Raw genomic sequence first — 26,834 nt, 5'->3', positions numbered from 1 at the left:
TCTCACCACCTTAACTAATTTTCGTTTCATTTCGTTACATTTATGATTATAGTTTCATTTCGTTACATAGTCAACAGACAAAGTAAAAAAATGTTTCTTTTCGTTACTTTTGTTTAAATGTAACGCATTGTTACTGTAAAATATTAAATAGGTGAGGTGAGTTGCTATTGTTAAAGAACCGTTTAATTTCTTTAAGAAAAAGTAAAAACAAAACTCAACAAGAGCTAGCAGACTTATTAGGTATTTCCCGCCCTGCTTATACAGCCTATGAACGTGGAAATAGAAATCCTGATTATGAAACTTTAAGTAAGTTAGCAGATTATTATGGTGTAACTACTGATTATTTATTGGGGCGCTCAGACAACCACTATAACGAAGTTAATGAAAATAAAGATTTTGACTCAATCCAAGAGATAAACAGGCTATTAGATAAATATGAAATTGACGATATGTCTTTCTTTGACATTGAAAAATGGAAATCAATGAGTCCTGAGCAGATTCGTGAGTTAGAGAGCTATTTTCAATATTTAGTTCAGAAATCTAAAGAACTTGAGGAACAAGACAAATAGAACAGCACGTCTATACGACGTGCTTTCTTTTTACCTACTTCGGAAAATATTGTATTATTTGTGTGAACAATGTCACTAAGGATAATTTAACCACCCGTATACCTTAAAAACAAATTAGAGAAAGGATGATTTAATTGTCAGACGATGAATTTCGTTATGAGATCGATGTTATTTATAAGAAACCTTTAGAGAGTGGTTTACTCCCTGGTGAAGTTATTTTACTAGATTGGATTACTGGGAAAAGCATTGATGCAACTTTCCCCGGGTATTTTAAGTATATGTATGGGATAGATGCGGAACAGTCGGCAGAAAAATTGATTAGAGAAAAACACCTAGAACATGCCTCTATATATGAGTCCCTTCCTTCTCTTAAAGTAACTCAATTAAAAGAGATTCTAAAAGATCATAACCTTAAAGTTTCTGGAAAAAAAGCCGAACTAATTGAACGTATTATAGAGGATGTTCCCTTAAGTGCTATTCAACTCCGTATTACTGAAACTTCGTTGAAGTTAACAGACAAAGGTGAGAAGTTACTTGATAATTATTACTATATAATCCCTGCTCACAAGAATTCTTCAAAGGATGGTGTTTATGATCCTGCTAGTGCTATCCGTTTTGTGAATAGGAGCTTAACTAAACCTACTAACAGTGAAATATCATGGGGGTTATATACCCAAGCGAAAGAAAGATTTCTCAAAGAGAATAAATTTGGATTGTTGGCTAATGTAATTAGAAATATGGCAAACCAATTACGTAAAGAAGAAAATTATCAGGATTCACTTAACTACCACTTACAAGAATTCATTATAAGTACCAGTGGCCTACACAATGGTTTTATAGAAGAACCAAAAGAAATCTTTGCCACTCCCCAAAGCTATCGTTTAATTCAACTAACGGAAATTTTAGATTTAAATGAAAATGAGTTGGAGGAAAAATTCAATTACTCTTGGAAACAAGTTAGACCATCACTCCCCCAACATTACTTAGATGAATATTCCTGCTTCAGATGCTTACTTGCCCATTTGGATGATGATGAAGAATCACTTAAAGAAATAATATTTACATCTTTCAAGAAAAATAATGAAATATATTCTCAAAACACAACTAAACAGAGTACTCCTCAGGTTGGTAATACTGATGAAAAATCTATCCCTCAAAAACCTGATTTTAAAGCGAAAGGTTCATCTAAGAAAAATATAGTAAAAGCTTTGTTGGATAGTAAACATGATGATTTTCTATACATGGTTGAGGGGGAGTTATATAAAACAAACGAGACCTCCCAATATATTGCTATTACTCAATCTGGGATTTTTGTTTATCAATTCAAAAACAATGAAATTATTAAACTAAAACAAACCTATTGGAAAGAAGTAAGTAAAGCTTCCATAGATTTTAGGGCAATGACTGCATTGTTAACTTTAAATGGAGTAACCTATAAAATTGTTAACGACAGTAAAAAAGTTTTAAATACAGCAAAAGATAAGAGCGATGTTGAGATTCATATCTTAGGGAGGAAATGGCATCAAAAAGTTGTAGGCTTTAGAACAGGGAAAGCATGGAAGATGGTTACTGCTGTTTTAATTTATCTTTTATTAATTGGATCTAGCGTAGATGCGCTGTCTGGTGACAGCAATGATACTTCTAAAAACAGTGAAGAAACCGAAAACACTACTGAAGAAGTAATGACTGACACCGATTCAAATGAAGATACTTCTAGTAAAGAATCAGAAAAAGACGAAGAGGAAAGAACCAAAGAAGCTGAGGAAAAAGCCCAAGCAGAAAAAGAAAAGGCTGAAGAAGAAGCTAAGGCTAAAGCTGCTGCAGAAGAGAAAAAGCAGAATGACACAAACGCTACAGTCACACGAGTCATAGATGGAGACACTATTGAAGTTAATATGAATGGAAAAACGGAAGATGTCCGCTTACTACTTATAGACACTCCTGAAACGGTCCACCCTAGCGAACCAGTTCAACCCTTCGGTCCTGAAGCATCACAATTCGTAGAAGAAACTCTATCTGGAGAAGATGTGAGAGTAAAGGTGGGAACTGAAGAAAGAGATAAATACGGTCGCTTGCTCGCTTATGTATTTATAGATGGAGAAACAATTCAGGAGAAACTTCTTAGTAAAGGCCTAGCCCGAACAGCATACTTATACAATGATCTCACTATGCTTGATGAGTTTCATGAAGCACAACAACCAGCCATGGATTCAGGTACAGGTGTTTGGTCTATTCCTGGATACGCGCACAAAGATCATGATCACGGGTATCACTACGAGGAAGAAAAAGAAGAGCCCGCTCCTGAACCAGAACCCGAGCCGGAGCCCGAACCGGAACCTCAGTCAGAGCCTGAAGAACCATCTAATAATGGTTTAATGTTTGATCCTTTTGGTCCTGACCGTGATTGTGGTGATTTTAACGGGAATCATGCTGCAGCTCAGGCATTCTTTGAGGCAGCTGGAGGTCCCGCTTCTGATCCACATGATCTAAATAGGGATACTGATGGAATAGCGTGTGATAGCTTAAAATAGACTTCTGTTCAATAGGAAATCGAAAAATACTTACAATATTAGATATTAAACTAATCACTCAAACAAAAAATAGCCCGCATTATTGTGCGCTATTTTTTGTTAATTATCATTCATTTCATTACATACAAAAAATAATACATCGGTTGGTGATTATAATGTCATATTTTGTAGAATCTCTATTATTAGATAGTCCAGAGTTCGAAAATTATATGTTTGGTGAAGACTTTTTATTTAGTAACTTATCGAAAGTCAATATATTAGTAGGAAGTAACAATTCTGGAAAAAGTAATTTCATGCGGAGAATCGTTTCTATTGAAGATATAATGTTTAAACCCAATAACATAAATCTAGAGAAACTAAGTAATTTGAAAAGAGAAGTTAAAGAAGAATTAGAGAGCATTATGACTACAAAAGGGATTTTAGATTATGGAGAAGTTCTGAGTAAATCAAAGCAATCATTAGTCGAGAATGAATTTCTAACGACTAAGGAAGACTTTATACGCCCTTTTGAGGATTTTTTAAATGAAATAAACAATATTCAGGGTTCTTTAAGTGTTACATCAAAAGGCGGTTTCACATCACTCAATACAGATATTATCAACGAAGAAATAAAACAATTGGGTGATAAATACATAGAACTCCTCGAAGATTTTTCTTCAGAAATACCTCAAAATACGCCAAATAAATTTCAGTTTAGCAGAGTTTATATTCCAACGTTAAGAGGACTACGTGGATTCAGCAAAGAGGATTTTGAAAGTAAGGAATCAGATATATATCATGAACGTACAATAAACGATTATTTTAGTAAAAATAATTCCAATTTTGAGGTCTTTACTGGACTAAATTTATATAAGGAGATTAAAAATTTATTATTAGGTAATTTGAGGGATAGAGAGTTAATCAGAGAATTCGAAAAGTTCCTAGGTGAAAAATTCTTTAGTGGTGAAAATATTAGCTTGATTCCTTCAATTCACTCGGATGTTGTTAATGTGAAAATAGGTACAGAGAATGAGAGGCCAATATATGACCTGGGGGACGGAATTCAATCAATCATAATTATGACTTTCCCTTTATTTAAGTACAAAGATGAAAACCTGTTATTATTTATCGAAGAACCTGAAATGTTCCTTCATCCTGGAATGCAAAGAACACTTCTAGAAACTTTTATGAGTAATGAACTTGCACCTCATCAATACTTTTTAACAACTCACTCCAATCATTTTTTAGATTTAACATTAGACATTGACCAAATATCAATTTACACATTTAATAAAGAGTTAAAAGATGACGGTAGTAATGAGAAAACTCCTAAATTCAATGTTGTGAATGTAAACAACGAAGAGACGTCAACACTTGAAATGTTAGGAGTAAAAGATTCTTCAGTATTCCTATCTAACTGCACAATTTGGGTTGAGGGGATTACAGATAGATACTATATACGTCACTTCCTAAAACTATACCAAATGCATCTGTTTCAAGGTGACATATCCAAATATTACAGAGAGGATCAACATTATTCTTTCATTGAATATAGTGGAGGAAATATTACTCACTGGTCCTTTTTAGATGAAGATGATACTCCCAAGGAGAAGGCTTTTAAATCAATATCTTTTAAAGAGATCACTAAAAAAATATTTTTAATAACTGATCAAGATGGAGAGGGAAAAAATGAAAGACAAGCGAAGTTAAATGAGGCTCTAGGCGATGACTATTTTTGCTTGAGCTGCAGGGAAATTGAAAATCTGATAACGAAAGATATCCTATTAAAAGTTGTAGCAGATTATGAAGGAAAAAGCCCTGAAGGTTTAGATTTTAAAACCGACTTCTCCTATGCTGACTATAAAAATGCTTATCTTGGGTCTTTTATTGAAAACAATTTAGAGGATAAACAAAGGAAAGGTAAATATAACTCCTCATCTGGTACTGTATCTGACAAGCTTAACTTCTGTAAAAAAGTTGTACACCATACTAATACTTTTGAAGATCTATCAGACGAGTCCAAAGAACTTTGTCAAAGAATATATTCGTTTATTGAATCTAATAATTAATGTAAGGATATCAAAAGTTCCGAATTAGTATTTTGAAACATTTTTAAAAGAATGTATCCATTTGTGCATAAATTCATCTATAAGAAATTAAAGCGAGGATTAGTATATGAATAAAAGAGGAATAATTAACCTTTATAAAATTAATAAAATATCGGAAGTAATATTGTTTAGTTGCTCTGTAGTATTGATTAATATCCTATTAAGCGAAAAATTATACTGGTGGGTTTTAGTTGTAGCAATTATTATACTAACTTTGGAAATTTTTATTAAACATAAAGAGTATAATCCTATAATAAAACAAGCAACTAAAAGAGAGCAAAAAATTAAACAAATCGAAAATCACGGGATTACAAACCAATATTTTATGAATAACAACGAATCAAAAAGCGTTAGGAATTCCGAGACTGCCAAAGCCATAGACAAATCAAATGAGATGCATTTAATCGCTGAAACTGGTAAGTCCTATTTAGATATTCCTACTGATAGACATTGGAAGAATATTAAAGAAAAGTTAGATGAAGGTATTCATTTTCGTGTATTATTAATAAATCCCTATTGCGATAATAAATCGATTAGAAATGAAATGAATAACGTTGAAGGGGCTGATCGAAAATTAGATATTGAAAACATAATAAAATTAATGAAAAGATATGAAAATCTAGAAATAAAATTTACTGACCAAGTTTATTGTTCATTATTTTTTACAGATAAATACATGATTTATGATCCATATCATCTAGGTAAGATTGCAGACAGGATTGAAAATAATTTTATTGCTATTGAATTTAACTGTGATAACCGTAATTATAATATCCTCAAAAGCCACTTTAACAATTGTTGGAAGTATGCACTGTCGTTTAAAGAGGTGATTAAATAATGAGAAGGCTTATTATGACTTATAATCAAAGTTGCAATCTCTCTTGCGATTTTTGTTATGTGAATTTCCATCATAAAAAAATACAGGACAAAACGTACGAGATAATAAAAAAGGCTATATTACTAAATTTTGATGTAATAACCTTTGGAGGTGGTGATGCGTTTAGTAAAAAGAGTTTTAGAAATTCATGTATACTTGCGAAAGAAAATAATCTTTTTACACAAGTAGATACTAATGGAATAGCTATTAGATTAAATGACCATGATTTTATAGATAAGTATGTAGATTTAATAGGAATATCACTTGACAGCATTGGTGAAGAATATAATGAATTCAGAAAATCAAAAAAACTCTTTACTAAGGTTAATTCCGTTCTTAAGACTTTAGATAAAAATAACATAAATACAAAACTTAAAATAAACACTATACTAACTAAACAAAATAAAAATGCCATATATGATATATATAATTACTTGAAGAGCTTTAATAGTATTGAAAGATGGAGCATCTATCAATTCTTTCCACTATCTGCTGCTAAAAGAAAAAGAGAAACATTTGAAATTTCAAATGAAGGTTTTGACGAAACATTATTTTTTTTAAATGATGAAAAGCCTAATTTCAAAATTGAAAAGTTTAAATTCAGCGATAGGGTTAGTGGATATATTTTTTGTGATGAAGAAGGTATCTTATATACAAATAGTTTAGAAGGAAATTATATAGTTATTTGTTCTATTTTTGATACAGAAGCAGAAAAAAAACTATTAAATCTACATGAGCTTATTAACCCTAAAACCGAGAATAGATATTCATAAAATGATAAATTTAATTAGTTATAAACTTGTTACATAGAGGATGTGAGAAGCCCTTAGTCCGGTTATTTATGATCCGATTATTCGTTGCTTATATATTCTATATAAGCTAATGGGATAGTAGTATAGAAGCAAGGGGATATCCTATATTATTGACTTTCGACCACCAAGTTAAAGAGGAAACGAGCATTGCCTTCAAACTCATTACTAGACATTTCAGAAAGATTTAGTAAGGTTATGAATGCCAGAATGATTGGGGGTTTGATGGTTAATTTTTTAATAGCTAATCTCTCATTTTGATTGGACACAATAATTCAAAAAGATGTATAAAACTTGTTAAAAATATTATTCTTATTAAGCATGGGTACAATAATAAAGTGGTCTCCAGCTTTTCTTTATTTAATAATAGGCAGGATAATTGATAGATAAGCTTAAGCAAATCAGGCGCGTTACTTAGTAACGCGCCTTTTTCATTTGCATATTACGAACATTTGTTCCTATAATATCCTTAAGGAAGGTGACTAGTATGAATTTCCCACAATTTACGACAACTGCCCTAGAAGATTGGGTGTCTCAGTGGTACATAAAACGTAATTTCCTCTACCCTGTAGATCTAAAAGCAAGAAAAATAGCCATGCAATTTGAAATCTTTATCCACTATAAGCCTTTAGAGACACGTTATACACGTTTTGGTCGGTACAAAGAAATAGTCCTTAACTCTAATCTAAATAAATTAATTCAGCGTGAACAGTTCTTCCATGAGTTATGCCATGCAGTGCGGCATGTTGGCAAACAGACTATGATGCCAGAAGCATTTAGAGAGCTACAAGAAAGAGATGCAAAACATTTTACCCTTTATGCAGCTCTCCCCTATCACATGATTAGAAGATACGACATAGAAGATACAGATATCATAGAAAGATGGTCACATGATTTTAAAGTGAGGGAAAAATTATGTAAAGAACGGCTTGATCAAATCAGGCGAAGATACATAACAGCAGTAAACGAGAGTTGTACCGCGAATAAGAAAGCTTATGAGCTATGTTAAAAGTAAGGAGGTTATAATTAATGGCGAGCTACGAATGTAGAGGAAAGAAATCTTTCCTATTAACTGTTGAGTTAGGCTACGACGGTAAAGGAAGGCGTAAGAGAAAACGGAAAACCATCCAAGTTGACGAATCGTTGCTTAAGACCAAGCGAAAACTGGAAAACCATTTAAATGATGAATTAGTCAAATTTAAAATTGAAGTTGAAGCAGGAGAATATATATCTCCAGGTAAACTGAAATTAAAAGATTTCGTTGAAGATTGGGAGATTAAGTATGCTCAAAGGAATCTAGGTGCACAAACACTCGAAACTTACAAAGGAAATCTGAGAAATCATATTTTACCTGCCTTCGGTGATAAACGTGTCGATCAAATTAAAACAATCCATGTCGTAAACTTTATCAGCGAACTGGAGCAAGACTCCGGATTATCTCAAGGGACAATTCAATATATCTATCGAGTATTTCGTAATGTAATGCAGAGAGCAAAAGATTGGGACCTAATTAAAAAAAATCCGTTGGCGTCTGTTGGACGCCCGAAGGATAATAAAAAACGCAAGGTTAACATATACGAGCCTGAAGAAGTACAACAATTGTTTGAAGTGGCACAAAGCCAACCAAAGCATTGGAGGCTTTTTCTGTCTTTGGCACTCGCATGTGCTATGAGGAGAAGCGAATTATTGGGACTAGAATGGAAACACGTCGATTTAATTGAAGGAACGATTGAAGTTGAACAAGTTATAACTCGAGGAGAAAAAGGAAGAGCCGTTATTAAAGAACCGAAGTCGGAAACTTCTAAACGCATTATCTCCCTTCCCAAATCAGTTATAGCAGAATTAAAGCTCTTTCGAATACATTGGAAGAAGGAAAAAATCAAAGCTGGCGAATGGTGGATAGAAAAGAACCACGAATTTGTGTTCTGTAATGAGGATGGTCAGCATTTTTATCCTACTACTCCTACCACATGGTGGAGAAGATTCATTAAAAAAGCAGATGTTAGATTTATACGTCTGCACGATTTAAGACACACGTCAGCTACTACTTTAATTAACCAAGGGATTCACGCAAAAATTATTTCTGAGCGACTAGGCCATTCAGATATTCGAATTACGATGGATACATATGGTCACGCTATCAGAACGGCTGATCAAGAAGCTGCAAGTAAAATGGATGAAGTATTTTACTCGCGAAAAAACAGCTAATTCATTAATTGGTCCACAATTGGTCCACAAATCAGAAAAACAAAAGAAGTGACGCGGCCTCCTCTTTGTTAGGAAACCGCGCCACTCCGGCACTTTGATGGATGATTCCGATTGGGCTCGAACCAACGACCTCCACCCTGTCAAGGTGGCGCTCTCCCAGCTGAGCTACGGAATCATATTATGTAACATCTTGTTGTTAGGACAACTATTAATATACAATGCTATGACATTGATGTCAACAATATTTGATATTTTTTTACCTTGGAAAATTTTCTCCTCGTTCAAATAGGTTCATTTCTCCTTTTTTTCACAATTATATGATAAAATAAAAGGGATACGTTACACGATTTACGATACGGGAATTTCCACGCGCGAACTTGATCGGACGTTAGGAGGTGGTCAAATGGGGAGAGACGGGACGATGACGGAGTACAGCATCGACAGCCAGTATCTCAATGAAGAAATGAAGCTAAAAGTGTACACACCTGAAAATTTCTCGCCTCTGTATAAATACCATTTTTGTATTATGCAGGATGGAAACGACTACTTTCAGATGGGACGCGCTGCGACGCTGAGTGATCAGCTTCATGCAGATAAAGAGATTGAAAACACAATTTTCATCGGCATTCATTATCATAATAAGCATGATCGCCGGGACAAGTACCATCCTGATGGAAACAGGCAAGGTGATTATGTGAACTTTCTAGTAAGGGAAGTTGTTCCTTTTCTGGATGAGGAACTTCCTGGTTTTCATATGGGGAATGGCCGTACACTCGCTGGTGATTCACTGGCGGGTACGCTGGCCTTGATGACAGCAACCCGATTTCCAAACGTATTTGGCAATGTGATTATGCAAAGCCCTTATGTAGATCCTCATGTGATGGAAGTTGTGAAAGCAGCTAAAGATTTGTCATCCTTGACGATTTACCATACGATTGGAAATTCAGAAACCGCTGTGGAAACGACAGACGGGGCGACTAAAGACTTCTTAACGCCCAATCTCGATCTACAACAATACTTATCTCAGCAGTCATTATCTTATGTGTTTCATGAGCTCGATGGTGACCATACATGGAAGTCCTGGCAGCAGGATTTCAAACGAGCTTTGCTAACGATATTTGGTTAATTGCCGTAAGTAGCGTGTAAAGAAAGATTTAGGAGGGATCAAACGAATGAAATATGGTATAGCAATTTTTCCATCAAAAAAAGTACAGGATGAAGCGAACTCTTATCGTAAACGTTATGACCCGCATTACGCTCTGATTCCACCACATATTACTCTCAAAGAACCATTCGAAGCAGACGAACAGAAGCTTGAATCAGAGATTGTTCCTGAATTAGAAAATATCGCGAAAGGTATCACACCATTTAATGTGGAAATCACAAAGGTCAGCTCCTTTTCACCAGTGACCAACACGATCTATTTAAAAATTAATCCAACTGAACCGATTATAAAGTTGAATGAAAAATTGCGCGATGGCACCCTTCCTGACAATCAGGAGTATTCATTTGTTCCGCACATCACAATTGCTCAGAAACTTTCGGATGAAGAGTTTTCAGACGTATATGGCAGTTTAAGTATGGATAGCTTTAATATCGTAGACAAAGTGGATCGTTTTCAACTGCTTTACCAGTTAGAAAATGGAGCCTGGAGTGTTTACGAAACCTTTCGATTTGGTGACCAGTAATGAAGGCGGATTTCCGGACCGTTACCACACCTCATGAACAAACCGATGCCTACCAAATACGCCGGAACGTGTTCATTGACGAACAGGGTGTATCAGAAGCAGATGAGCACGATGCCTTTGACGATACTGCTACACATCTTATCGGATACCTGGATGAAGAGCCATTTGCTGCAGCCAGACTTCGATTCATCGAAGATTATGCTAAGCTTGAGAGAATTTGCGTGGAAAAAGCTCAACGCGGGCATACGTACGGCCAACAAATGATTCATCATATGGAAAAGGTCATTAAAGACAAAGGATATTCTAAAGCGAAATTGAATTCGCAAACCCATGCGGAAGGTTTTTATAAAAGCCTGGGGTATCGGACCATTTCTGAAGAATTTATGGATGCCGGCATCCCCCATGTTACTATGGTAAAAGACTTATAATGGAAAAGGATCTGCCTCTCTTCAGGCAGATCCTTTTTTGTATAAAGGCCACCTTTTTCGTCTAGAATGATAGCTATACAATACGCTAGAGGAACAGGTGATGGTATGGCTTATGTACAAATGTTCGTTGAAATTATATTTGGATTCTTCGCCCTATTTCTTATAACCAAGCTCCTTGGGAAAACTCAAATTACTCAAATTACACCCTTTGACTTTATCTCTGCTTTAGTATTAGGCGAGCTAGTGGGGAATGCTCTTTATGATGGCAATGTTGGACTAAGACAAATGGCGTTTATGATTGTGCTTTGGGGTATTCTGATCTCTGTAACAGAACTTATAACACAAAAATTCAAAGGAACAAGGCACCTTCTCGAAGGTAGCCCCTCCCTAGTCATTCATGAAGGTAAGATTATGAAAAAGCAGTTGAAGAAGAATAAATTAGATATTAACCAACTCCAGCATTTATTGCGCTCCAAAGATGTGTTCACGATAAAAGACGTACAATATGCTGTACTCGAAACAGATGGATCGATCTCCGTGTTAAAGAAATCAGATCATCAGACTCCGACGAGGAAGGATTTGAACCTCCCTCTATCCACGGTCTCTTTATCAAGTATTTTTATAAGCGATGGAGAAGTCATTTGGGATAATCTTAAAGAAGCCGGATTTGATAAGCAATGGCTGCAAAATGAATTACGCAATCAAAATATTTCGAGTGTTGATCAAGTCCTGATGGCTGAATATACTCCGGGTGAAGAGCTATTTATTATGCCTTATTAACAGGGTAAAAAGTCCAGCGAAACTTCTCCACCTTATCCCGTACCCGCTTCTGTTTCCTTAAAGCAATGAGATAAGCCGTGACGGCCGTTCTATATAAAAGCCATTGTGATAATTGCGGAGCATTTACCTCATAGTGCTCGCACATAGATGAAATAATATGTTCGTGACTGACACCTTCTGGATGTTGCTGCAAATAAGTTTCAAGCCAGTGTAAGACTTGCTCATGGTAGGAGATATTCGCCCCTACGGTCGCTTTAAATTGCTCTTCATAATCTCCATGGCCAGGCAATGCCCCTTCACAGGAAATTTCTAAAAGCTTATGCAGGCTTTTTAGTGTCAAATCCACATCCGTCACATACGGAATTTTATGCTTATGCAATTGACTCTCACTAAAATAGGCGTCGGCCGCATATAAGACGCCATTGAAGTGAAGACCGAGCTGATGATAACTATGTCCGGGTAACAGATGTATTTCGACTTGCAGCGAACCTAAGAACAATGTCCCTTCTGTTATTACTTGATCTACCTTCATCTCAGGGCCTTGTAAAAATTTATTTTGCAATTCTTCCAATGGATCGTTTCCACCGAATAAATAAAGAGGTTCAAGCCGAGGATTTCTTAGAATCGCCTCTTCGAGCATAGGTGCTACTGTATGTACGTTATAATGATCCTGAATATAGGAAGCCCCGCCATAATGATCAGCATGGGCATGCGTAATAAATAAGTGCGTCAAGGGAAGCTCTCTGGATTTGAGTTCCTTGAGCACTTTTTTTACGGAGGAACGATCAATTCCGGTATCGATAAGCACTCCAGTCGCTCCCTCATTGATATAACCGACATTCACAGCACTATGGTAATAGTAGCAATGTTCATTAATTTGTTTAAATGACATAGTAAGGACTCCTTGATTGATGACCTGGAATAGGGCTACACCTTCTCACTGAAGTGAAGCCCTTTCCCTGTAACATTAGAATAAACCTTTTCTGAGATGTTCTCGGTCTGGGGTACGGTATGATAGTGAATCGTTGCCGGGGTGTAAAGGGGGTGAAAACGTTCATTCTTTACGTCTTTTTCCTGTTGTTCTTGCTGCTGGTGTTCGTTCCCTTGTAATTTTTGATCGAGAGTAGCTTTAAAAACAGCATCTAAAACAAAAGGCGACCGCGCCGTCTGGGTAACTCGTTTCTTATAATCCATATACTGATAGTGGTTGATTGGAAGAATGTATCCCATTGAAGCCTCTCCCCTTTCCTTCTATATAAGTAGATACCCCTTTTGCTTAAAAGTATTCCTGTTCTATCTCGAACTATTCAAAAAAGTTTTCCACCTTCTTCATTTGCTTATTCAGTTCCTTCTCTATTTTCGTCATCCTTTTTGAAAAACGCTTTTCCCATGCATCAAAATCTCGCTGCCACTCCGTGAAACGCTTTTCCGGTTTCTTCATTAAACCGTCTGATTGATTTACTTCCTTGTCGATTTCCTGCAGCAGCTTGACGAGAGGCTTTTGTTTTTTTTCGATCAGTGCTCACTCCATTCGTAAATAATCGATTGTAGACCGGCTACTGCCAATATCAGCAGAGCTATTTCACCGTAAGGAATCAAATAATAAATAACGATCATAAGGAAGGCTGACCACACCCCTACACACCAATGACAGTGAAGAAATTCACCGATTATTCCCCTTGGCTCTCTCCACTCCTCCGTGTGGCCGCTTGAATCCGTAGTGGTTACTACTTTTTCAAAAGGCTGGCGAGCCCATTCCATAATAAGATCATCGACGACTAGTCTTGTAAAACGAAAGCTGGCAAAGATTAATACGATAAATGCAAACCATCCCATATCCATGTCGTTTCCTCCTTAATCGTTAGAAAAAGGCCACTACCTTGTAGTGACCTCACCATTACCAATAAATTAGAGCCAGGAAAACCCTCCGTGTGAACTCGATTCGTCATCATGACCTTTATCCTTCTTCTTATCCTGTTCCCTTCTGCGTCCGCCAAAGAAAGGATCATTATCGCGCCAGTCATGATGTTTATCATGTTTGTCGTGTTTATCATGTTTGTCGTGTTTATCATGTTTGTCATGATCCTGCGGTTCAATGAACACATTGTCTGCTTTAATGACAAGATCCTTAACATGGATCACCTTTTTTTTCTTTTCAGACATTCATTTCATCTCCTTATTAAAAGTCATTGTTATTTTATGGTCAGATTCATTAATTGGTATGGTCAACTGCCCAATATTCCCGTTCTCATCAGCAATTCTTATAAAACAGTCAGATGCCCACACCCACAGGGCATAATTACATAGTCTATTAAGGACAATACGTCAATACGTTTGGAAATCAGAAAGGAGTTAAATAAATGGGCTGTAAAGAAAGAAAAAACGATGTTGAGAGTTGTGTTTGCGATATTCTTAGAGATATCAAAGCAGCACAAGATGATGTAGTTGGTAACAACTGCTGTGATTCCGGATGCAGACAGTCTATCGATGACTTGGTTGGCGGTGCCGGCGGAGGAAATGGCCGTGATACCATTCCAGTTATTCTTTACTGCGAAGGAACATGCAAACCATTTAAAGGGTTCGGAGGGAAACGCTGCGAGAATGGCAGTGATGACTTTGATGTTAAAGAAAGTTTCTTCTTCCGTGTGAAAGATGTAGATGACGATTGCTGCGCCACTTTGGAATTACTTCTTTCACCTTCCGAAGACGATAAACATGATTGTAAGCTTGATTGTCCTGCAGAACAGTGTACTGAAGATCTAAGCTCTACCGGAATATGTATTACAGTTGATCTAAATTGCTTCTGCCATGTGACTTGCTTGCCTGCCATTTCCGCAATGTTTTAAGAAAGCAGCTTCATGGAAAGTAACTTCAACCAATCAACTGGAAAAACAGGCTTAAAAGGGATTATGAACTTATAAGGAGACTTCGGTGTTAGCCGAAGTCATCTTTATTAATCCCCTGTCAGCCTAAATGAATAAACTGATGTTTGTCATGTCTGACCAGTCTTTTGACTTCAGAATTGGTTAGAAATGGAGGGGGGATCCAACCATACAGGTCGGATACCCCCTCTATTTAATAACCAGTCATGTTGACTTTCTTGTATAAAGAAGAGGTTATGCTGTAATCCGAACAGCATTCATATATGGGACAAGCTGATCCCGGTAACTCTCGCTTAATCCAAAATGGAAGTCAATCCATGTTTAGCTTATGAACATTTTCGAGTAAGATAGCACTGACTTCATTCAAAGATTGTGAGCCATTGACTTTGAAACGGTGAAGGAGGAACATAATGGAAACCCCACTTTTCGACCGTAAAATTCCGTTCATCAAAACATTTGGAAAGGTGACTCTGGCCTTGAAGGGTTTTCAATTATGCAGCCAATTTCGCTCGACCATGCCTATATGAAGTCGGAAGTCAATTCACTCTAATGTTCTTATCCTTTTTTATACATAGTCCTTCCTTTCAGCTTAAACAAAGGAAAAGGGAGATGCCAAAGTACGAGGTAAGGCATCTCCCTTAAATAGATTTAGTCATCAACTTTGAGGGTACTCTACCTCTTTTACATAAATATACCGTTACATTACAAGATACCTAGTCGAACCACCAATGCGATTAGAACTTGGATCGCTACTTGAACGTTTACTGCAACATCTGAATCGTCTGTTGCGACCGTTACGTTGCGTGAATTCTCGATATACGTTTGCTGTTTGTTTACCTGTGCTGATTTCAATTGTGCTTCTATATCCTGTGTGATTGAGTTAGCTCTTTCACTATCTGCAATTGATATGCTGATAATCAAGGCAATAGCAACCTGGATGGCCACCTGAATATTTACAGCTAACTGCGTATCAGTTGTTCTAACGTCTACATCGCATGAATCTTTGATTACAATCGATTCAAAAGACTTTTGAACATTTTTCAGTTCTGCCTCAGCGTCTTGATCAATACTATTCCCAAAAGGAAAATCCATAGTCGGGTCTAGTGCATTCCACTGTTTTGGACCCTGGTCACAGACATTACAATGGTCATCACAGTGATGATCACAGTGATGATCACAGCTATGGTCACACTTATCCTCGCGCGTAACCGGCTCTTGATCTTGGCACCTTTCATCATTTCTTCTTTCAAGCATTAACAATCTCTTTTTATCATAACTTGACATTCCCATGTTACGTCACCTCCTTCTTGCTATTTAATACTATCCTACGCGGATAGCCTTAAAGGGGAAGGGTGATTGTCTCTATATACATACCTATTTTCTTAAAATATTGATGATTTTTTTCAAATCGTCACCGTGAAAAAGGAGAAGGATCAGCTGTCGTAAATGTGACGTACGACGATTTCGATGGTGGGAACGCCCCTCCCCTTCACCGACCATAAAAAAACCGGACAATGGAGGCCATTATCCGGTTTCAGCTTAGCGATCTATTTATCTGTTTCATCCTTATTATCTTTTTCACTATTATCTTCTTCACTTGTTTTTTTAGTTAACGAATCCGCACTTTTCCTTAAATCTTCAACAATTTTTTTGATTTCTTCTCTTTGCTCAGGATCTATTCTATTAGGGTCGAGCTTTACGCCGTGTTTCTTCAATGTCGAGCCTACAATCATATCGATAATTCTTCCGGAAATATTCTGGAAGTCATCATTATTGTTACTCAATCCATCCACCTCCTATTTTTCTCTTGTATAGTATATGACTCAGAAACAGTATGGGTGTTATAGGTGAGGGTCTATTTTCAAACGGCAAAAAAAGATGACTTCGGGCTGGGCCGAGGTCATCTTGTTGGTACTCATTAAGCTGAATAAACCCTTCCATTCCGCTGCGATGCGAAAGGACAGGTTAGAACCCTAATAAACGAATGGATTGAATATCTTCTAATTTTATTTCCTTTTCGAACGGCTTCTGTAGTGTCTTCATCACAACTATGCCTTCATTAAACCCTTCAATAAACCCACGAAATTGGCCTTCTTCTTCGGTTGCTACCTCACATTTCATTTTCGGAACTTGTGCAGGAAGGTTGACGAAATACTTTACCTTTTCCTCGATTGTCATATCACGAAATTTTGTTCGATTCTCTTTATTGTCAGAGGATTGACCCTCCTGCACTGCATCCTGCTGTTTAGGTAAATCCTTTTGATTTCCGGTTACTTTTTTACGGTACGGGCTTCGTTGACGCAATTGATTTTCAAAGTTTGACACTCGCCGTGGTTGTTGTGACGAAGGTGGTCGGTCTGACGATTGTTGCTGGGTCGGTGATTGGTTTGTTGCTGCATCGCTGTGATAGCTCGTTTGCATGGATATTTCAGCTGGTTCAAGGTGGGGTTGTGTAATATACAGAACAGGAGGCTTTGCCGTTTTCTTTTTACTTGCCATTTAGGTATCTCCCCTTTTTCATTTGGTCGTCATTCTATGTATATGCCTACATATCTTTTCATGTGCTGTGACTTACCTGCCCACTCTGTATTTTTTCCGCCAGCGGATTCCATGAACCATGTTATAGGACTGATTATTTCATCAAACGATAGATATTCTAATTTAATGGCACGAAATAATAAGTAATGATACATTCAAACACACATCAGCTGATCTTAATGTCCATAAAAAACCCCTGACTTTAATGGATACATTAAAATCAGGGGCAGGACAATTAATAACCTACAATGTTATAACCAGAATCACAGTGAATGATTTCACCGGTAACTCCTCTTGAAAGATCGCTCATTAAGAAGAAAGCTGTATCTCCTACTTCCTCCTGTGTCACAGCGCGGCGAAGTGGAGCTCGTTCTTCGATTTCTGTTAAAATTTTGTTAAAATCACCGATGCCTTTAGCTGACAGCGTACGAATCGGCCCGGCTGAGATCGCATTGACACGGATTTGATGTTTACCGAGATCGTTCGCTAAGTATTTCACACTTGCATCAAGGCTTGCCTTCGCAATTCCCATGACGTTGTAGTTCTCCACTACTTTTTCCCCGCCAAGGTACGTAAGCGTGACGATCCCTCCACCGTCAGACATGACAGGTTTAGCTGCTCTGGCAACAGCCGTTAAGGAGTAGGAGCTGATGTTATGGGCAGTAAGAAAACCGTCCCGGCTAGTGTCAACATACTCCCCTTTCAGCTCGTCACGGTTGGCAAATGCGATACAGTGAGCCAGACCATGAATCACTCCGACATCCTGTTGAATCGCAGCAAACGTTTGATTGATGGCCTCGTCATCCGTTACATCACATTCGTAAAATAAGGATTCAGGCCCTTCCAGGGTGTTAGATAAGTCACGGACTGGCTTCTCGAATCGTTCCGAAGCGTAAGTGAAGATCAGTCGCGCTCCTGCTTTATTTAATGATTGTGCAATTCCCCATGCAATACTGCGCTTATTCGCAACACCCATGACGACATAAGTGCGGCCTTCTAAAGATCCATTCATAAAACAAGTCCTCCTTGGGGTCTTACTAAGTATTATGGTTTGTTATTAGTACCTGATCTCATTTTATATGATCTCCATTCAAATTACAATTACAGCCTGGTAATCAGTTATTGAAGCAGTTGTGAGTCTTCAAGATTTAGTTGGAATTGGTTACCTCAGGAATAATGTTTCCCCCATAAACACACACTATAAATCGATCCTGTTACGCCGCAAGGTTTCTAAAAATCTAAAAATCATCATCTATAGAGAGGGGTACGAACATGGATCCTGCTGATCAGCATGCTAACAAAGATAAGCAACTGGAATCTCAGATACTAGAACATCAGCAACACTCAGCCGTTACCTCTTCAGAGCTGGCAGACTTATGGAGCAATTATATGGGGGATTCCATGTATGTTGTGATTTTTGAACATTTTATAGAAATTGTGGAGGACGAGGAAGTTAAAGAGCTTCTTCTTTTTAGTCAAGGTCTGTCCAAACGGCACATCACGACCATTTCAGAGTTGTTCACTAAGGAAGGTATTCCAGTTCCAGCCGGGTTTGGCGAATCAGACCTTCATAAAGCAGCCCCGCGTTTGTTTGATGACACCTTTATACTTTTTTTCCTGCAGCAAATGGCCGTAGGTGGGTACGGGCAATACGCAAGGGCGCTTACTAGTTCTACTCGGCAGGACATTATCGATTATTACCGTCAGGGGATTCATGAGTTAAATGAATTGTACGAGAGGAGCACTCACCTCTTATCAGAAAAAGGAACGATCCTTAAACCGCCAAAAATACCTTATCCTAAACAAGTCGAGTTTGTAGAAAACAATTCCTTTACGTCTTTTTTTTCAAGTAAAAACAGACCACTGGCTTCCATTGAGATTAAATATATGAATTTAAATATGACAATGAATATTCTAGGGAAGTCGTTAACGATGGGCTTCAGCCAGGTCGCATCCTCCAAAAAGCTGAGAAAGTATTTTCAGGAGGGCAGGGAACTTTCGGATAAGATCATCAGGCAAATGGGGAGCATGTTAGCCAATGATAACATTCCATCCCCTATGACAATGGATCCGCATGTAACAGACTCCAAGGTCCCCCCCTTTAGCGACAAGTTAATGTTGTACCAGGGAGGTTTGGCGAATCAGCTTGGACTCGAAAACATAGGCATCTCCATGTCGAGAACCCTAAGACATGACATCCATGCCAAGTATGCTAAATTCATGGCGGAAATTGGCGTCTACTCGAATCATGGTCAACAAATGATGATTGACCGAGGTTGGCTTGAACAACCTCCGTTAGCGGCTGACAGAGATAAACTGGTCCACAATCCGCTCCAATAACATAATTTTCGATGGGAGGTTATAATATGGAAGCAGAACATAACGCTCGTCTGACATCAGCTGAGATCTCCCAAATTTGGGGATCCTACCAAAACGGTACGTTAACCATCTGTATGATTCGTTACTTTTTGAACCATGTGGAAGATGATGAGATTCGCCGTCTCCTGCAGTACACGCTTGAGATCTCATACTCCCATGTTCAAAAATTAACGACAATAATGCGCAAGGAAAATTTCGCTGTGCCGGTAGGTTTTACGGAAGACGACGTCAATGTGAAAGCACCAAGACTTTACTCTGATACATTCATGCTAGCCTATGTACAACAAATAGGGAAGTTAGGTTTGAATGCACATAGTGTTTCAACGGCTCTCGCAGCACGATCGGACCTCCATTCCTTTTTTCTTGAATGTTTACATGAATATGGCGATCTTCATAAAAAGGCCAATCAAATCCTGTTGTCGAAAGGGCTTTACATTCGTCCCCCTCATATTCCTTATCCTAAACAAGTCGAGTTTGTATCAAGCCAGCATTTTCTTGCGGGCTGGTTTGGGGAAAGACGACCGTTAACTTCATTAGAGATTACGAATCTTTACGACAACATGCAACGAAATAGTTTAGGAGAGGCTGTCCTGATGGGTTTCAGTCAAGCCGCCAAATCGAAGAAAGTTTCCCAATACATGGTTAGAGGCAGAAAGATCGCGGCCAAACATGTCGAAGCGTTTAGAAGTGCCCTGAGCAAGGACCATGTTCCGGCAGCGATGACGTGGGATTCGGAAGTCACTACCTCGACTGCACCGCCATTTTCCGATAAGTTGATGATGTTTCACGTCACAGCGTTAATTGCTATCGGCATTGGGTATTACGGTACGAGTATGGCGACGACTATGAGACGAGACATTCATTTTAAATATTCACGCCTGACCGCGGAAATCGGAAAGTATGCTGAAGATGGAGCAAATCTGATGATCGATCACAATTGGATGGAACAGCCCCCGCTAAACCCAGACCGTGATGAACTAGCTAAAAAACAATAAACTTAATCCCGGATTTCGCTATTAAAGGAAGCCCGGGATTCTTTGTCATATAAGTAAGCTCATAAATGCTGTAGCCATTCCAAAGTAGATTAAAATCGAGATGATATCATTGATGGTCGTAATAAAGGGCCCAGAGGCTACTGCTGGATCGATGTTAAACCGGTGCATGACCAGCGGCACCAGAGAACCAGCAAGCGTTGCTACAATCAAAGTGGACATAATCGATAATCCCACTAACAATCCTAAATAGATATTATTTTGCCAAAAGTAAACGACAAGCGTAATAATCACACCACAGCTTACTCCTGTAATAAGCCCAGTACCCGCTTCACGCATAATCATTTTCAGCTTGCCCTGTTTATCAATCTCTCCTGTAGCAATTCCGCGAACAGCAACAGCCAGCGCCTGTGTTCCTGTATTCCCAGCCATGCCCGCAATTAGCGGAATAAAAATAGCTAAAATCGCTACTTTGTCTAATGTATCCTCAAAGCGCCCTATTAGACTGGCTGTTAAACTTCCGAGGAATAGCAAAATCACGAGCCACGGCAGTCTTTTTTTCGCAGAGACAAAGGCATTTTCATCCGGACTATCTACATCCGAGATCCCTGCCAGTTTCGAATAGTCTTCACTAGCCTCCTCTTCCATAACATCCATAATATCATCGACAGTAATGATCCCTAATAAATGCTCCTGAAAATCAATAATTGGTAAGGCAAGAAAATCATAATCGCGCATCATCCGGGCAATTTCTTCCTGATCTTCCCCAACGGGAGCCGAAACGACACGTTCACTCATGACATCAGAAATGAACCAATCCTCTTCTGAAATGATCAGATCACGTAACGAGATCACCCCAACGAGCCGCTTGTCCTCATCGATAACATACGTATAGTAAATCGTTTCGGCATCAGGTGCTTCTTGTCTTAGATGAAGCATAGCTTCTCGTATCGTCATGCCTGCTTTGACAACAACAAACTCAGTCGTCATAATCGAGCCGGCCGTTTTTTCCTCATAATGAAGCAAATCTTTAATTTCTTCTGCTGCCTCATCGTCCATAATCGTTAAAAAGCTGGCCACTTTGTTTTTATCGAGCTCGTTTAGGATATCCACGGCATCATCGGTAGACATTTCCGCAAGAACCTGGGCCGCAAACCTTGGATCCATTTCAGAGAAAAACGGCTCAATTTCCTCATAATCAATATGTTCCATGACTTCCGCGACCTCATCAGGAGATAAGTACGTATAGATTTGCATCCGGACGTCATCCGCTACCTCTTCAAAAATTTTCGCCTGATCATATGGATGAAGTTCAAGAAATTCCGCCCTGAATTGGTCGATTTGATCGTTAAACAAAGCATCTTGAATGGTTTGCCAAACATCGCGTCGTTCTTGATCATCTAAATGTTCCATACGTCTCCCTCCCCTTCGTACTCTTAAACCTTTATTATACTAATAGGACGCCATACTTTTGTCAATAAATGTCGTTTCTTTTTTCAAATTGAAAAACCTTACTTAAAAAAAGTCCGTGAATGTTGTACACTTACAATGATACACGTTGTTTTAGAGAATGTTTAGAGAAAGGGAACAAAGATGAATGAAACTCAACAAACATCACCAATAGACTATACGATCATTTTCGTAGTAGTCGCATTAGGAATAGTAAGCTGTTTTACTTTATACACACTGGATCCACTCTTATCGCCAACGGATCAGGGCTCATACTTAAAACAGATCGTCTGGTATATCTTAGGCGGAATTGGAGCCGCCATCGTCATGATCATGGATTATGACCGCCTGCATCATCTCGTTTGGTTCTTATACGGTTTCGGTGTATTCATGCTCTTGATGTTGTTTTTTAACTTCCCGCCACAAATCATTGTTACTTCAGGAGGTGCAACTAGCTGGTTCAGTCTTCCAGGAGGTGTAACCGTACAACCTGCCGAATTTGTAAAGGTCTTTTTAGTCCTTACGCTATCCCATGTGATTGTTAGACATAATGAAAAACATCGCACAAAAACCGTTAAATCTGATTTTTTGCTATTAGGTAAATTGATCGGTCTTTCCCTTCCACCGATGGGATTAATCGCTGTTCAGCCAGACCTTGGCTCGTTTCTCGTTCTTGTAGCGATTTCCAGCTTCTTAATTCTCGTTTCAGGGATTCGATGGAAAATTCTTATTTCCATTTTTGCCTCAGTTTTAATAGTAATCGGTGTAACCATTTTAATGTTTTTCTTAAATTTCACGGTCGTAACCGACTATTTGGAGGAATCTATTTTTGCTCACGTCGATTCACGGTTTTACGGATGGCTTCAACCAGAGCAATACGCACAAGGTTACGGGTTACAGCTCATTAAATCAATCACCGCAATCGGTTCCGGACAGCTGACTGGAAAAGGGATCGGTAACTTCCAGGTTTCTGTTCCCGAACGTCACACAGATATGATCTTCACAGCCGTCGCAGAACAATTCGGGTTTATCGGAGCAAGTTTAGTACTGACATTATTCTTTTTACTGCTTTATCGAATGATCCAGATCGCTATGGAAAGTAATGATTCCTTCGGGAGTTATATCATTGTCGGAATCGTAGGCATGATCACGTTTCAAGTTTTTCAAAATATCGGCATGTCGCTCCAGCTGCTGCCGATCACAGGGCTGCCTCTGCCTCTCTTAAGTTACGGAGGAAGTTCTACACTCGCTTACTTGCTCGCTATTGGCATTGTACTAAATGTTAAATCACGGACGAGAACATATATGTTTGAATAATAATGCAAAAAGGTGGAAAAGCTTTAATAGTCAATCCACCTTTTTTTCTTTCGAACTATATTTTTCGAACAAGGAGGGTTATTATGCAAATAGATGTTATCGGAGATGTGCATGGCTGTCTCGATGAACTTATTGATTTATTTAATCAGCTCGGTTATCAATGGGAAAATGGCCTCCCTGTTCATCCTGAAGGTCGAATCCCTGTCTTTGTCGGTGATATTACCGACCGCGGCCCTCGCTCCATTGAGACGATTCGGTTCGTTTACCGTTTAGTCATGGAACAGAAGCTTGCCCAGTATGTCCCCGGCAATCATTGCAGTAAGTTATATCGCTATTTTCTCGGAAACCCTGTTCAGGAAAAACACGGCCTCGAAACGACAACAGCCGAATACCGCCAGCTTTCCACAGCTGAACAGCAAGCGATTAAGCAGATGTTTATGGAGTTAGTTGAAACATCTCCGCTTTATTTACAGCTTCCCGAAGTCGGAGCGGTTGTGGCTCATGCCGGCATTCGAGCTGAGGATATCGGCAAGGAAAACAAACGGATTAGGACGTTTGTGCTGTATGGTGATATCACAGGCGAGAAGCTTCCAGATGGACGTCCTGAGCGAAGGGACTGGGCGCAAACCTACAAAGCCGATACATGGATTGTGTACGGCCATACTCCTGTTTACGAACCACGTTTCGTTAATCGAACCGTCAATATTGATACAGGGTGTGTATTCGGAAACAAACTTACGGCTTTCCGTCTCCCAGAAGAAAAGATCGTAACCGTCCCCTCCTCCATGCCGTTTGTGGAGGAAAAATTCAATTATCATACGTGAGAACTGGCTAACCTGGGTACGGGTTTCCACTATCTCTCAAGAAAAATAGCAGCCCCCAGCCGGGAACTGCTATTTTTCTGGCTTTAGCCATGTTTGCGGGGGCCGAGATTGAAAACTCAAATGTTCTCCAAGAGAAGGATGGTTAAATGCTAACCGATGACAATGCAGCGCATGCCCCTTGACTTCATCAGAGCTAGATGCGCCATATAACGTGTCCCCGACCAGCGGACAGCCTATAGAACTCATATGTACTCTAATTTGATGAGTTCGCCCGGTATGTAATCGCATATGGACCAGACTAGCGGATGGAAACATTTCTGCCACTTCGTACTCCGTTACCGCTTCCTTCCCCTCAGGCGTTATCTCTCGCTCAATAATCGATCCGGCTTTTCTTCCAATCGGGGCCGTGATCATACCTGAGGAAGGCGAGAGATTGCCTTCAACAAGCGCCGTATAGTCCCTTTTGATATCTCCAACTACCGCAAGCTTCCCGTGGCTGTACTGTTGTTTTGCAACGAGAAGCAGACCTGATGTATCGCGGTCCAGCCTCGTGACAATATGGACCGTGTAGTCATAGCCTTTCTGATCATAATCATACACGATTCCATTCGCGAGCGTTCCGGAACGGTAATCGGCAGTAGGTGACACCGCCAACCCTGCTGGCTTATCAAGTACGAGTACATCCTCGTCCTCATACACAATTTGGAGAGGAATGGGTTCTGGAATCAGTACCTTTGAGCGCACTTCTTCAGGAAATACGACCGTCAGTCGATCCGCTGTCGATAACATGGTCGAAACGGGAACTTCCTCGTTGTTAATTAAGATCAAGCCTCCAGCCTTAACGTTTTTTAACAGCTGTCTGGAAAAAAGCGCTTCTTCTCTTAAAAAAGTCTGGACGGTTTTCCCTGAAAACTCTTGATCAATGTCCCACTCTTTTTGATAACTCATTCAGGTGAATAATCATCCGCCACAAAGGAATCGTGAACCCTTTTCCAAAATGGGAACGGACGGAAGCGGGCGAATCGGACTCGTTCTTTCGCAACCCGGCATTGAATGGATTTCACGTCTTTGTACGTTCTCGTAATATGATCAATTGTAAATAAAAAGCTGCGTTCATTCAGCGGCTTCAGAAGGCATGTGTGATGGCCAGGTAAGATGAGAGGCGAACCGATCGTCCGGAAGACACGGTTATTGATCGAAGCCATCTCGGCAATTTGTATCGCTTCAAGGGATGGATGGAGAATGGCGCCACCCAGTGCCTTGTTGTATGCAGTACTTCCGGAAGGGGTAGAAATACAAAGACCGTCTCCCCGAAAGGTTTCAAAGTGATCTCCTTTGATTTCAATATCAAATACTACAGAGCCCTCCGATGTCTTAATGGCACACTCATTAAGGGCCAGGTAACGATCCTCTTCCCCGCCATCCTTAGGCCGAATTGTCACCTCAAGAAGCGGGTATTCAACGACTTGAAATGGTGTGCGCGCAATTTCAATAATCAACTTCTCGAGTTCCTCTGGCATCCAATCCGCATAAAAGCCCAAATGCCCGGTATGTACCCCGATGAAGGCGGTTTGATCGAGCCGGTGAACATACGTATGAAACGCTTCCAATAAAGTCCCATCCCCGCCGACAGAAATCGCGAGGTCCGGCTCTTCCTCATCATACTCCAAATTAAATTCAGTCAAGTAACTTTTAATTTTTGTACGGATTTCGTTCGACTTTTTATCTCCTTTTGAGAGTATAGAGAATTTCATTTGCCTTCCACCCCTCTATGGTTTCTTCGTTTTCCTTTTTTGGTCTTCTTTGCGGTTAAATATTTTTTGGGCTTCCTGGATTTCGTGCTTGATCTTTGACATTTCTTCATCAAGTAAAAAAGCAGCCTCACCTGCTCGCTTTAAACGTGCCTGAATATCCTTAGGGATCTTACCCGCATATTTGTAATTAAGGGAATGCTCATTAGTCGCCCAGAAATTCATCGCTAATGTACGAATTTGAATCTCGGCCAATACCATTTTCTTTCCATGAATCGTTTCAACTGGATACTGAATAATAATATGATAAGAGCGATATCCGCTTTCTTTCTTTTCCGTAATGTAATCCTTTTCTTCCAAAATGTTGAAATCGTTGCGATTCTTCAACATTGTGACGACAGAATATATATCATCTACAAACTGGCAAACCACTCTCACTCCGGCAATATCCTGGAGCTCTTCCCTCATGTCTTCGGGGTTAATGGCTTTCCTGCGCGCTTTCTCTATAATACTTGTCTTTGGTTTCACTCTTCCTGTGACAAATTCAATGGGAGATTGTTCACGTTCATATTCAAATTGTTGCCGCATTCCTTTTAATTTAACCTTAAGTTCGTCAACTACCTGTGCATAAGGTGCTAAAAAAGTATCCCAATTCATTCGAGCACCACCTTTATGTACCAACTGTATATTCCATATGTGTGTTAAGACTCACAAACATTGTATCA

At 39.0% G+C, this 26,834-nt stretch carries 29 protein-coding genes and 1 tRNA gene; 16 read left to right on the top strand and 14 right to left on the bottom strand.

All coding sequences use genetic code 11. The features are described from left to right. Positions 1 to 167: 167 nt before the first annotated feature. The 7 genes from P9989_RS07550 to P9989_RS07520 all read left to right on the top strand — a co-directional run bounded on the left by P9989_RS07550 (position 168) and on the right by P9989_RS07520 (position 9,081). The gene (locus P9989_RS07550) at positions 168 to 569 is read left to right on the top strand and encodes a helix-turn-helix domain-containing protein (RefSeq protein ID WP_283078162.1); all 402 of its coding nucleotides are present in this window, start codon (positions 168 to 170) and stop codon (positions 567 to 569) included. Positions 570 to 703: 134 nt separating this feature from the next. Continuing rightward, positions 704 to 3,100 (top strand): thermonuclease family protein, encoded by a 2,397-nt coding sequence (locus tag P9989_RS07545; protein WP_283078161.1) that lies wholly within the window; start codon positions 704 to 706, stop codon positions 3,098 to 3,100. Between the two features lie 155 nt (positions 3,101 to 3,255). Further along, the gene (locus P9989_RS07540; protein ID WP_283078160.1) at positions 3,256 to 5,148 is read left to right on the top strand and encodes an AAA family ATPase; all 1,893 of its coding nucleotides are present in this window, start codon (positions 3,256 to 3,258) and stop codon (positions 5,146 to 5,148) included. 106 nt (positions 5,149 to 5,254) lie between these two features. After that, positions 5,255 to 6,025, top strand: a complete 771-nt coding sequence (locus tag P9989_RS07535) for a hypothetical protein (protein WP_283078159.1) — start codon at positions 5,255 to 5,257, stop codon at positions 6,023 to 6,025. A gap of 14 nt (positions 6,026 to 6,039) precedes the next feature. Further along, on the top strand, positions 6,040 to 6,837 hold the full coding sequence (locus P9989_RS07530) for a radical SAM protein (RefSeq protein ID WP_283078158.1): 798 nt from the start codon (positions 6,040 to 6,042) through the stop codon (positions 6,835 to 6,837). 523 nt (positions 6,838 to 7,360) lie between these two features. Continuing rightward, positions 7,361 to 7,882 (top strand): ImmA/IrrE family metallo-endopeptidase, encoded by a 522-nt coding sequence (locus tag P9989_RS07525; protein ID WP_283078157.1) that lies wholly within the window; start codon positions 7,361 to 7,363, stop codon positions 7,880 to 7,882. Between the two features lie 20 nt (positions 7,883 to 7,902). Next, a complete protein-coding gene (locus P9989_RS07520) occupies positions 7,903 to 9,081 on the top strand; it encodes a tyrosine-type recombinase/integrase (RefSeq protein WP_283078156.1) in 1,179 nt (392 codons plus the stop codon). Between the two features lie 102 nt (positions 9,082 to 9,183). Here P9989_RS07520 and P9989_RS07515 read toward each other — a convergent pair. Continuing rightward, positions 9,184 to 9,256: transfer RNA gene (locus tag P9989_RS07515), tRNA-Val, on the bottom strand. Positions 9,257 to 9,484: 228 nt separating this feature from the next. Here P9989_RS07515 and P9989_RS07510 point away from each other — a divergent pair. The 4 genes from P9989_RS07510 to P9989_RS07495 all read left to right on the top strand — a co-directional run bounded on the left by P9989_RS07510 (position 9,485) and on the right by P9989_RS07495 (position 11,977). Beyond that, complete coding sequence (locus P9989_RS07510; protein WP_283078155.1) at positions 9,485 to 10,207, top strand: alpha/beta hydrolase; 723 nt, start codon at positions 9,485 to 9,487, stop codon at positions 10,205 to 10,207. A gap of 46 nt (positions 10,208 to 10,253) precedes the next feature. After that, positions 10,254 to 10,769 (top strand): YjcG family protein, encoded by a 516-nt coding sequence (locus tag P9989_RS07505; RefSeq protein ID WP_283078154.1) that lies wholly within the window; start codon positions 10,254 to 10,256, stop codon positions 10,767 to 10,769. Then, the gene (locus P9989_RS07500; RefSeq protein WP_283078153.1) at positions 10,769 to 11,197 is read left to right on the top strand and encodes a GNAT family N-acetyltransferase; all 429 of its coding nucleotides are present in this window, start codon (positions 10,769 to 10,771) and stop codon (positions 11,195 to 11,197) included. The genes P9989_RS07505 and P9989_RS07500 overlap by 1 nt, the downstream gene beginning before the upstream one ends. A gap of 66 nt (positions 11,198 to 11,263) precedes the next feature. Beyond that, on the top strand, positions 11,264 to 11,977 hold the full coding sequence (locus tag P9989_RS07495) for a DUF421 domain-containing protein (protein WP_283078152.1): 714 nt from the start codon (positions 11,264 to 11,266) through the stop codon (positions 11,975 to 11,977). On the opposite strand, the gene P9989_RS07490 is transcribed toward P9989_RS07495, so the two are convergent. From P9989_RS07490 to P9989_RS07470, 5 genes are all read right to left on the bottom strand, one after another. Next, entirely contained in the window at positions 11,964 to 12,869 is a 906-nt protein-coding gene (locus tag P9989_RS07490; protein ID WP_283078151.1) for an MBL fold metallo-hydrolase, read from the bottom strand. The two genes, P9989_RS07495 and P9989_RS07490, sit on opposite strands and share 14 nt — an antisense overlap. Before the next feature lie 35 nt (positions 12,870 to 12,904). Continuing rightward, entirely contained in the window at positions 12,905 to 13,207 is a 303-nt protein-coding gene (locus P9989_RS07485) for a hypothetical protein (RefSeq protein WP_283078150.1), read from the bottom strand. Positions 13,208 to 13,280: 73 nt separating this feature from the next. Beyond that, the gene (locus P9989_RS07480; RefSeq protein ID WP_283078149.1) at positions 13,281 to 13,418 is read right to left on the bottom strand and encodes a hypothetical protein; all 138 of its coding nucleotides are present in this window, start codon (positions 13,416 to 13,418) and stop codon (positions 13,281 to 13,283) included. Positions 13,419 to 13,492: 74 nt separating this feature from the next. After that, positions 13,493 to 13,819 (bottom strand): DUF1360 domain-containing protein, encoded by a 327-nt coding sequence (locus P9989_RS07475; protein ID WP_283078148.1) that lies wholly within the window; start codon positions 13,817 to 13,819, stop codon positions 13,493 to 13,495. Positions 13,820 to 13,885: 66 nt separating this feature from the next. Then, positions 13,886 to 14,140 carry a hypothetical protein gene (locus tag P9989_RS07470; RefSeq protein WP_283078147.1) on the bottom strand — a complete coding sequence of 85 codons (255 nt, stop codon included), beginning with the start codon at positions 14,138 to 14,140 and terminating at the stop codon, positions 13,886 to 13,888. Positions 14,141 to 14,337: 197 nt separating this feature from the next. Here P9989_RS07470 and P9989_RS07465 point away from each other — a divergent pair, with 197 nt between their 5' ends. After that, complete coding sequence (locus P9989_RS07465) at positions 14,338 to 14,823, top strand: CotY/CotZ family spore coat protein (protein ID WP_283078146.1); 486 nt, start codon at positions 14,338 to 14,340, stop codon at positions 14,821 to 14,823. A 738-nt stretch (positions 14,824 to 15,561) separates the two neighbouring features. On the opposite strand, the gene P9989_RS07460 is transcribed toward P9989_RS07465, so the two are convergent. The 4 genes from P9989_RS07460 to fabI form a co-directional block, all read right to left on the bottom strand. Continuing rightward, a complete protein-coding gene (locus P9989_RS07460; protein WP_283078859.1) occupies positions 15,562 to 15,951 on the bottom strand; it encodes a spore coat protein in 390 nt (129 codons plus the stop codon). A gap of 455 nt (positions 15,952 to 16,406) precedes the next feature. Further along, complete coding sequence (locus P9989_RS07455; protein WP_283078145.1) at positions 16,407 to 16,643, bottom strand: hypothetical protein; 237 nt, start codon at positions 16,641 to 16,643, stop codon at positions 16,407 to 16,409. 181 nt (positions 16,644 to 16,824) lie between these two features. Then, positions 16,825 to 17,358: a CotO family spore coat protein gene (locus tag P9989_RS07450; RefSeq protein ID WP_283078144.1), complete on the bottom strand. Its 534-nt coding sequence runs from the start codon at positions 17,356 to 17,358 to the stop codon at positions 16,825 to 16,827. A gap of 274 nt (positions 17,359 to 17,632) precedes the next feature. Next, positions 17,633 to 18,409, bottom strand: coding sequence for an enoyl-ACP reductase FabI (gene fabI / locus P9989_RS07445; RefSeq protein WP_283078143.1), 777 nt, complete (start codon positions 18,407 to 18,409; stop codon positions 17,633 to 17,635). 260 nt (positions 18,410 to 18,669) lie between these two features. Between fabI and P9989_RS07440 the strand changes: the two genes are divergently transcribed. Together P9989_RS07440 and P9989_RS07435 are read left to right on the top strand one after the other, a co-directional pair. After that, positions 18,670 to 19,737, top strand: coding sequence for a DUF3231 family protein (locus tag P9989_RS07440; RefSeq protein ID WP_283078142.1), 1,068 nt, complete (start codon positions 18,670 to 18,672; stop codon positions 19,735 to 19,737). Positions 19,738 to 19,763: 26 nt separating this feature from the next. Continuing rightward, positions 19,764 to 20,771, top strand: coding sequence for a DUF3231 family protein (locus P9989_RS07435; protein ID WP_283078141.1), 1,008 nt, complete (start codon positions 19,764 to 19,766; stop codon positions 20,769 to 20,771). 45 nt (positions 20,772 to 20,816) lie between these two features. Here the strand turns inward: P9989_RS07435 and mgtE are convergent, their stop codons facing one another. Next, positions 20,817 to 22,181, bottom strand: coding sequence for a magnesium transporter (gene mgtE, locus P9989_RS07430; protein WP_283078140.1), 1,365 nt, complete (start codon positions 22,179 to 22,181; stop codon positions 20,817 to 20,819). Between the two features lie 180 nt (positions 22,182 to 22,361). On the opposite strand from mgtE, the gene P9989_RS07425 reads away from it, so the two are divergent. Then, on the top strand, positions 22,362 to 23,534 hold the full coding sequence (locus P9989_RS07425; RefSeq protein WP_283078139.1) for an FtsW/RodA/SpoVE family cell cycle protein: 1,173 nt from the start codon (positions 22,362 to 22,364) through the stop codon (positions 23,532 to 23,534). Positions 23,535 to 23,617: 83 nt separating this feature from the next. Beyond that, positions 23,618 to 24,358: a bis(5'-nucleosyl)-tetraphosphatase PrpE gene (gene prpE / locus P9989_RS07420; protein ID WP_283078138.1), complete on the top strand. Its 741-nt coding sequence runs from the start codon at positions 23,618 to 23,620 to the stop codon at positions 24,356 to 24,358. 69 nt (positions 24,359 to 24,427) lie between these two features. On the opposite strand, the gene P9989_RS07415 is transcribed toward prpE, so the two are convergent. From P9989_RS07415 to yjbM, 3 genes are read right to left on the bottom strand one after another with little or no spacing between them, the layout of a single operon-like run. Further along, positions 24,428 to 25,306 (bottom strand): RluA family pseudouridine synthase, encoded by an 879-nt coding sequence (locus tag P9989_RS07415; RefSeq protein WP_283078137.1) that lies wholly within the window; start codon positions 25,304 to 25,306, stop codon positions 24,428 to 24,430. Further along, positions 25,303 to 26,112, bottom strand: a complete 810-nt coding sequence (locus P9989_RS07410) for an NAD kinase (protein WP_283078136.1) — start codon at positions 26,110 to 26,112, stop codon at positions 25,303 to 25,305. The genes P9989_RS07415 and P9989_RS07410 overlap by 4 nt, the downstream gene beginning before the upstream one ends. 15 nt (positions 26,113 to 26,127) lie before the next feature. Beyond that, positions 26,128 to 26,766, bottom strand: coding sequence for a GTP diphosphokinase (yjbM, locus tag P9989_RS07405; RefSeq protein ID WP_283078135.1), 639 nt, complete (start codon positions 26,764 to 26,766; stop codon positions 26,128 to 26,130). Positions 26,767 to 26,834 lie beyond the last annotated feature (68 nt).

This window comes from Halobacillus naozhouensis (assembly GCF_029714185.1).
Lineage (GTDB): Bacteria > Bacillota > Bacilli > Bacillales > Halobacillaceae > Halobacillus_A > Halobacillus_A naozhouensis.
The sequence above is the reverse complement of the archived record's forward strand: the minus strand, read 5'-3'. Positions and strand labels throughout refer to the sequence as shown.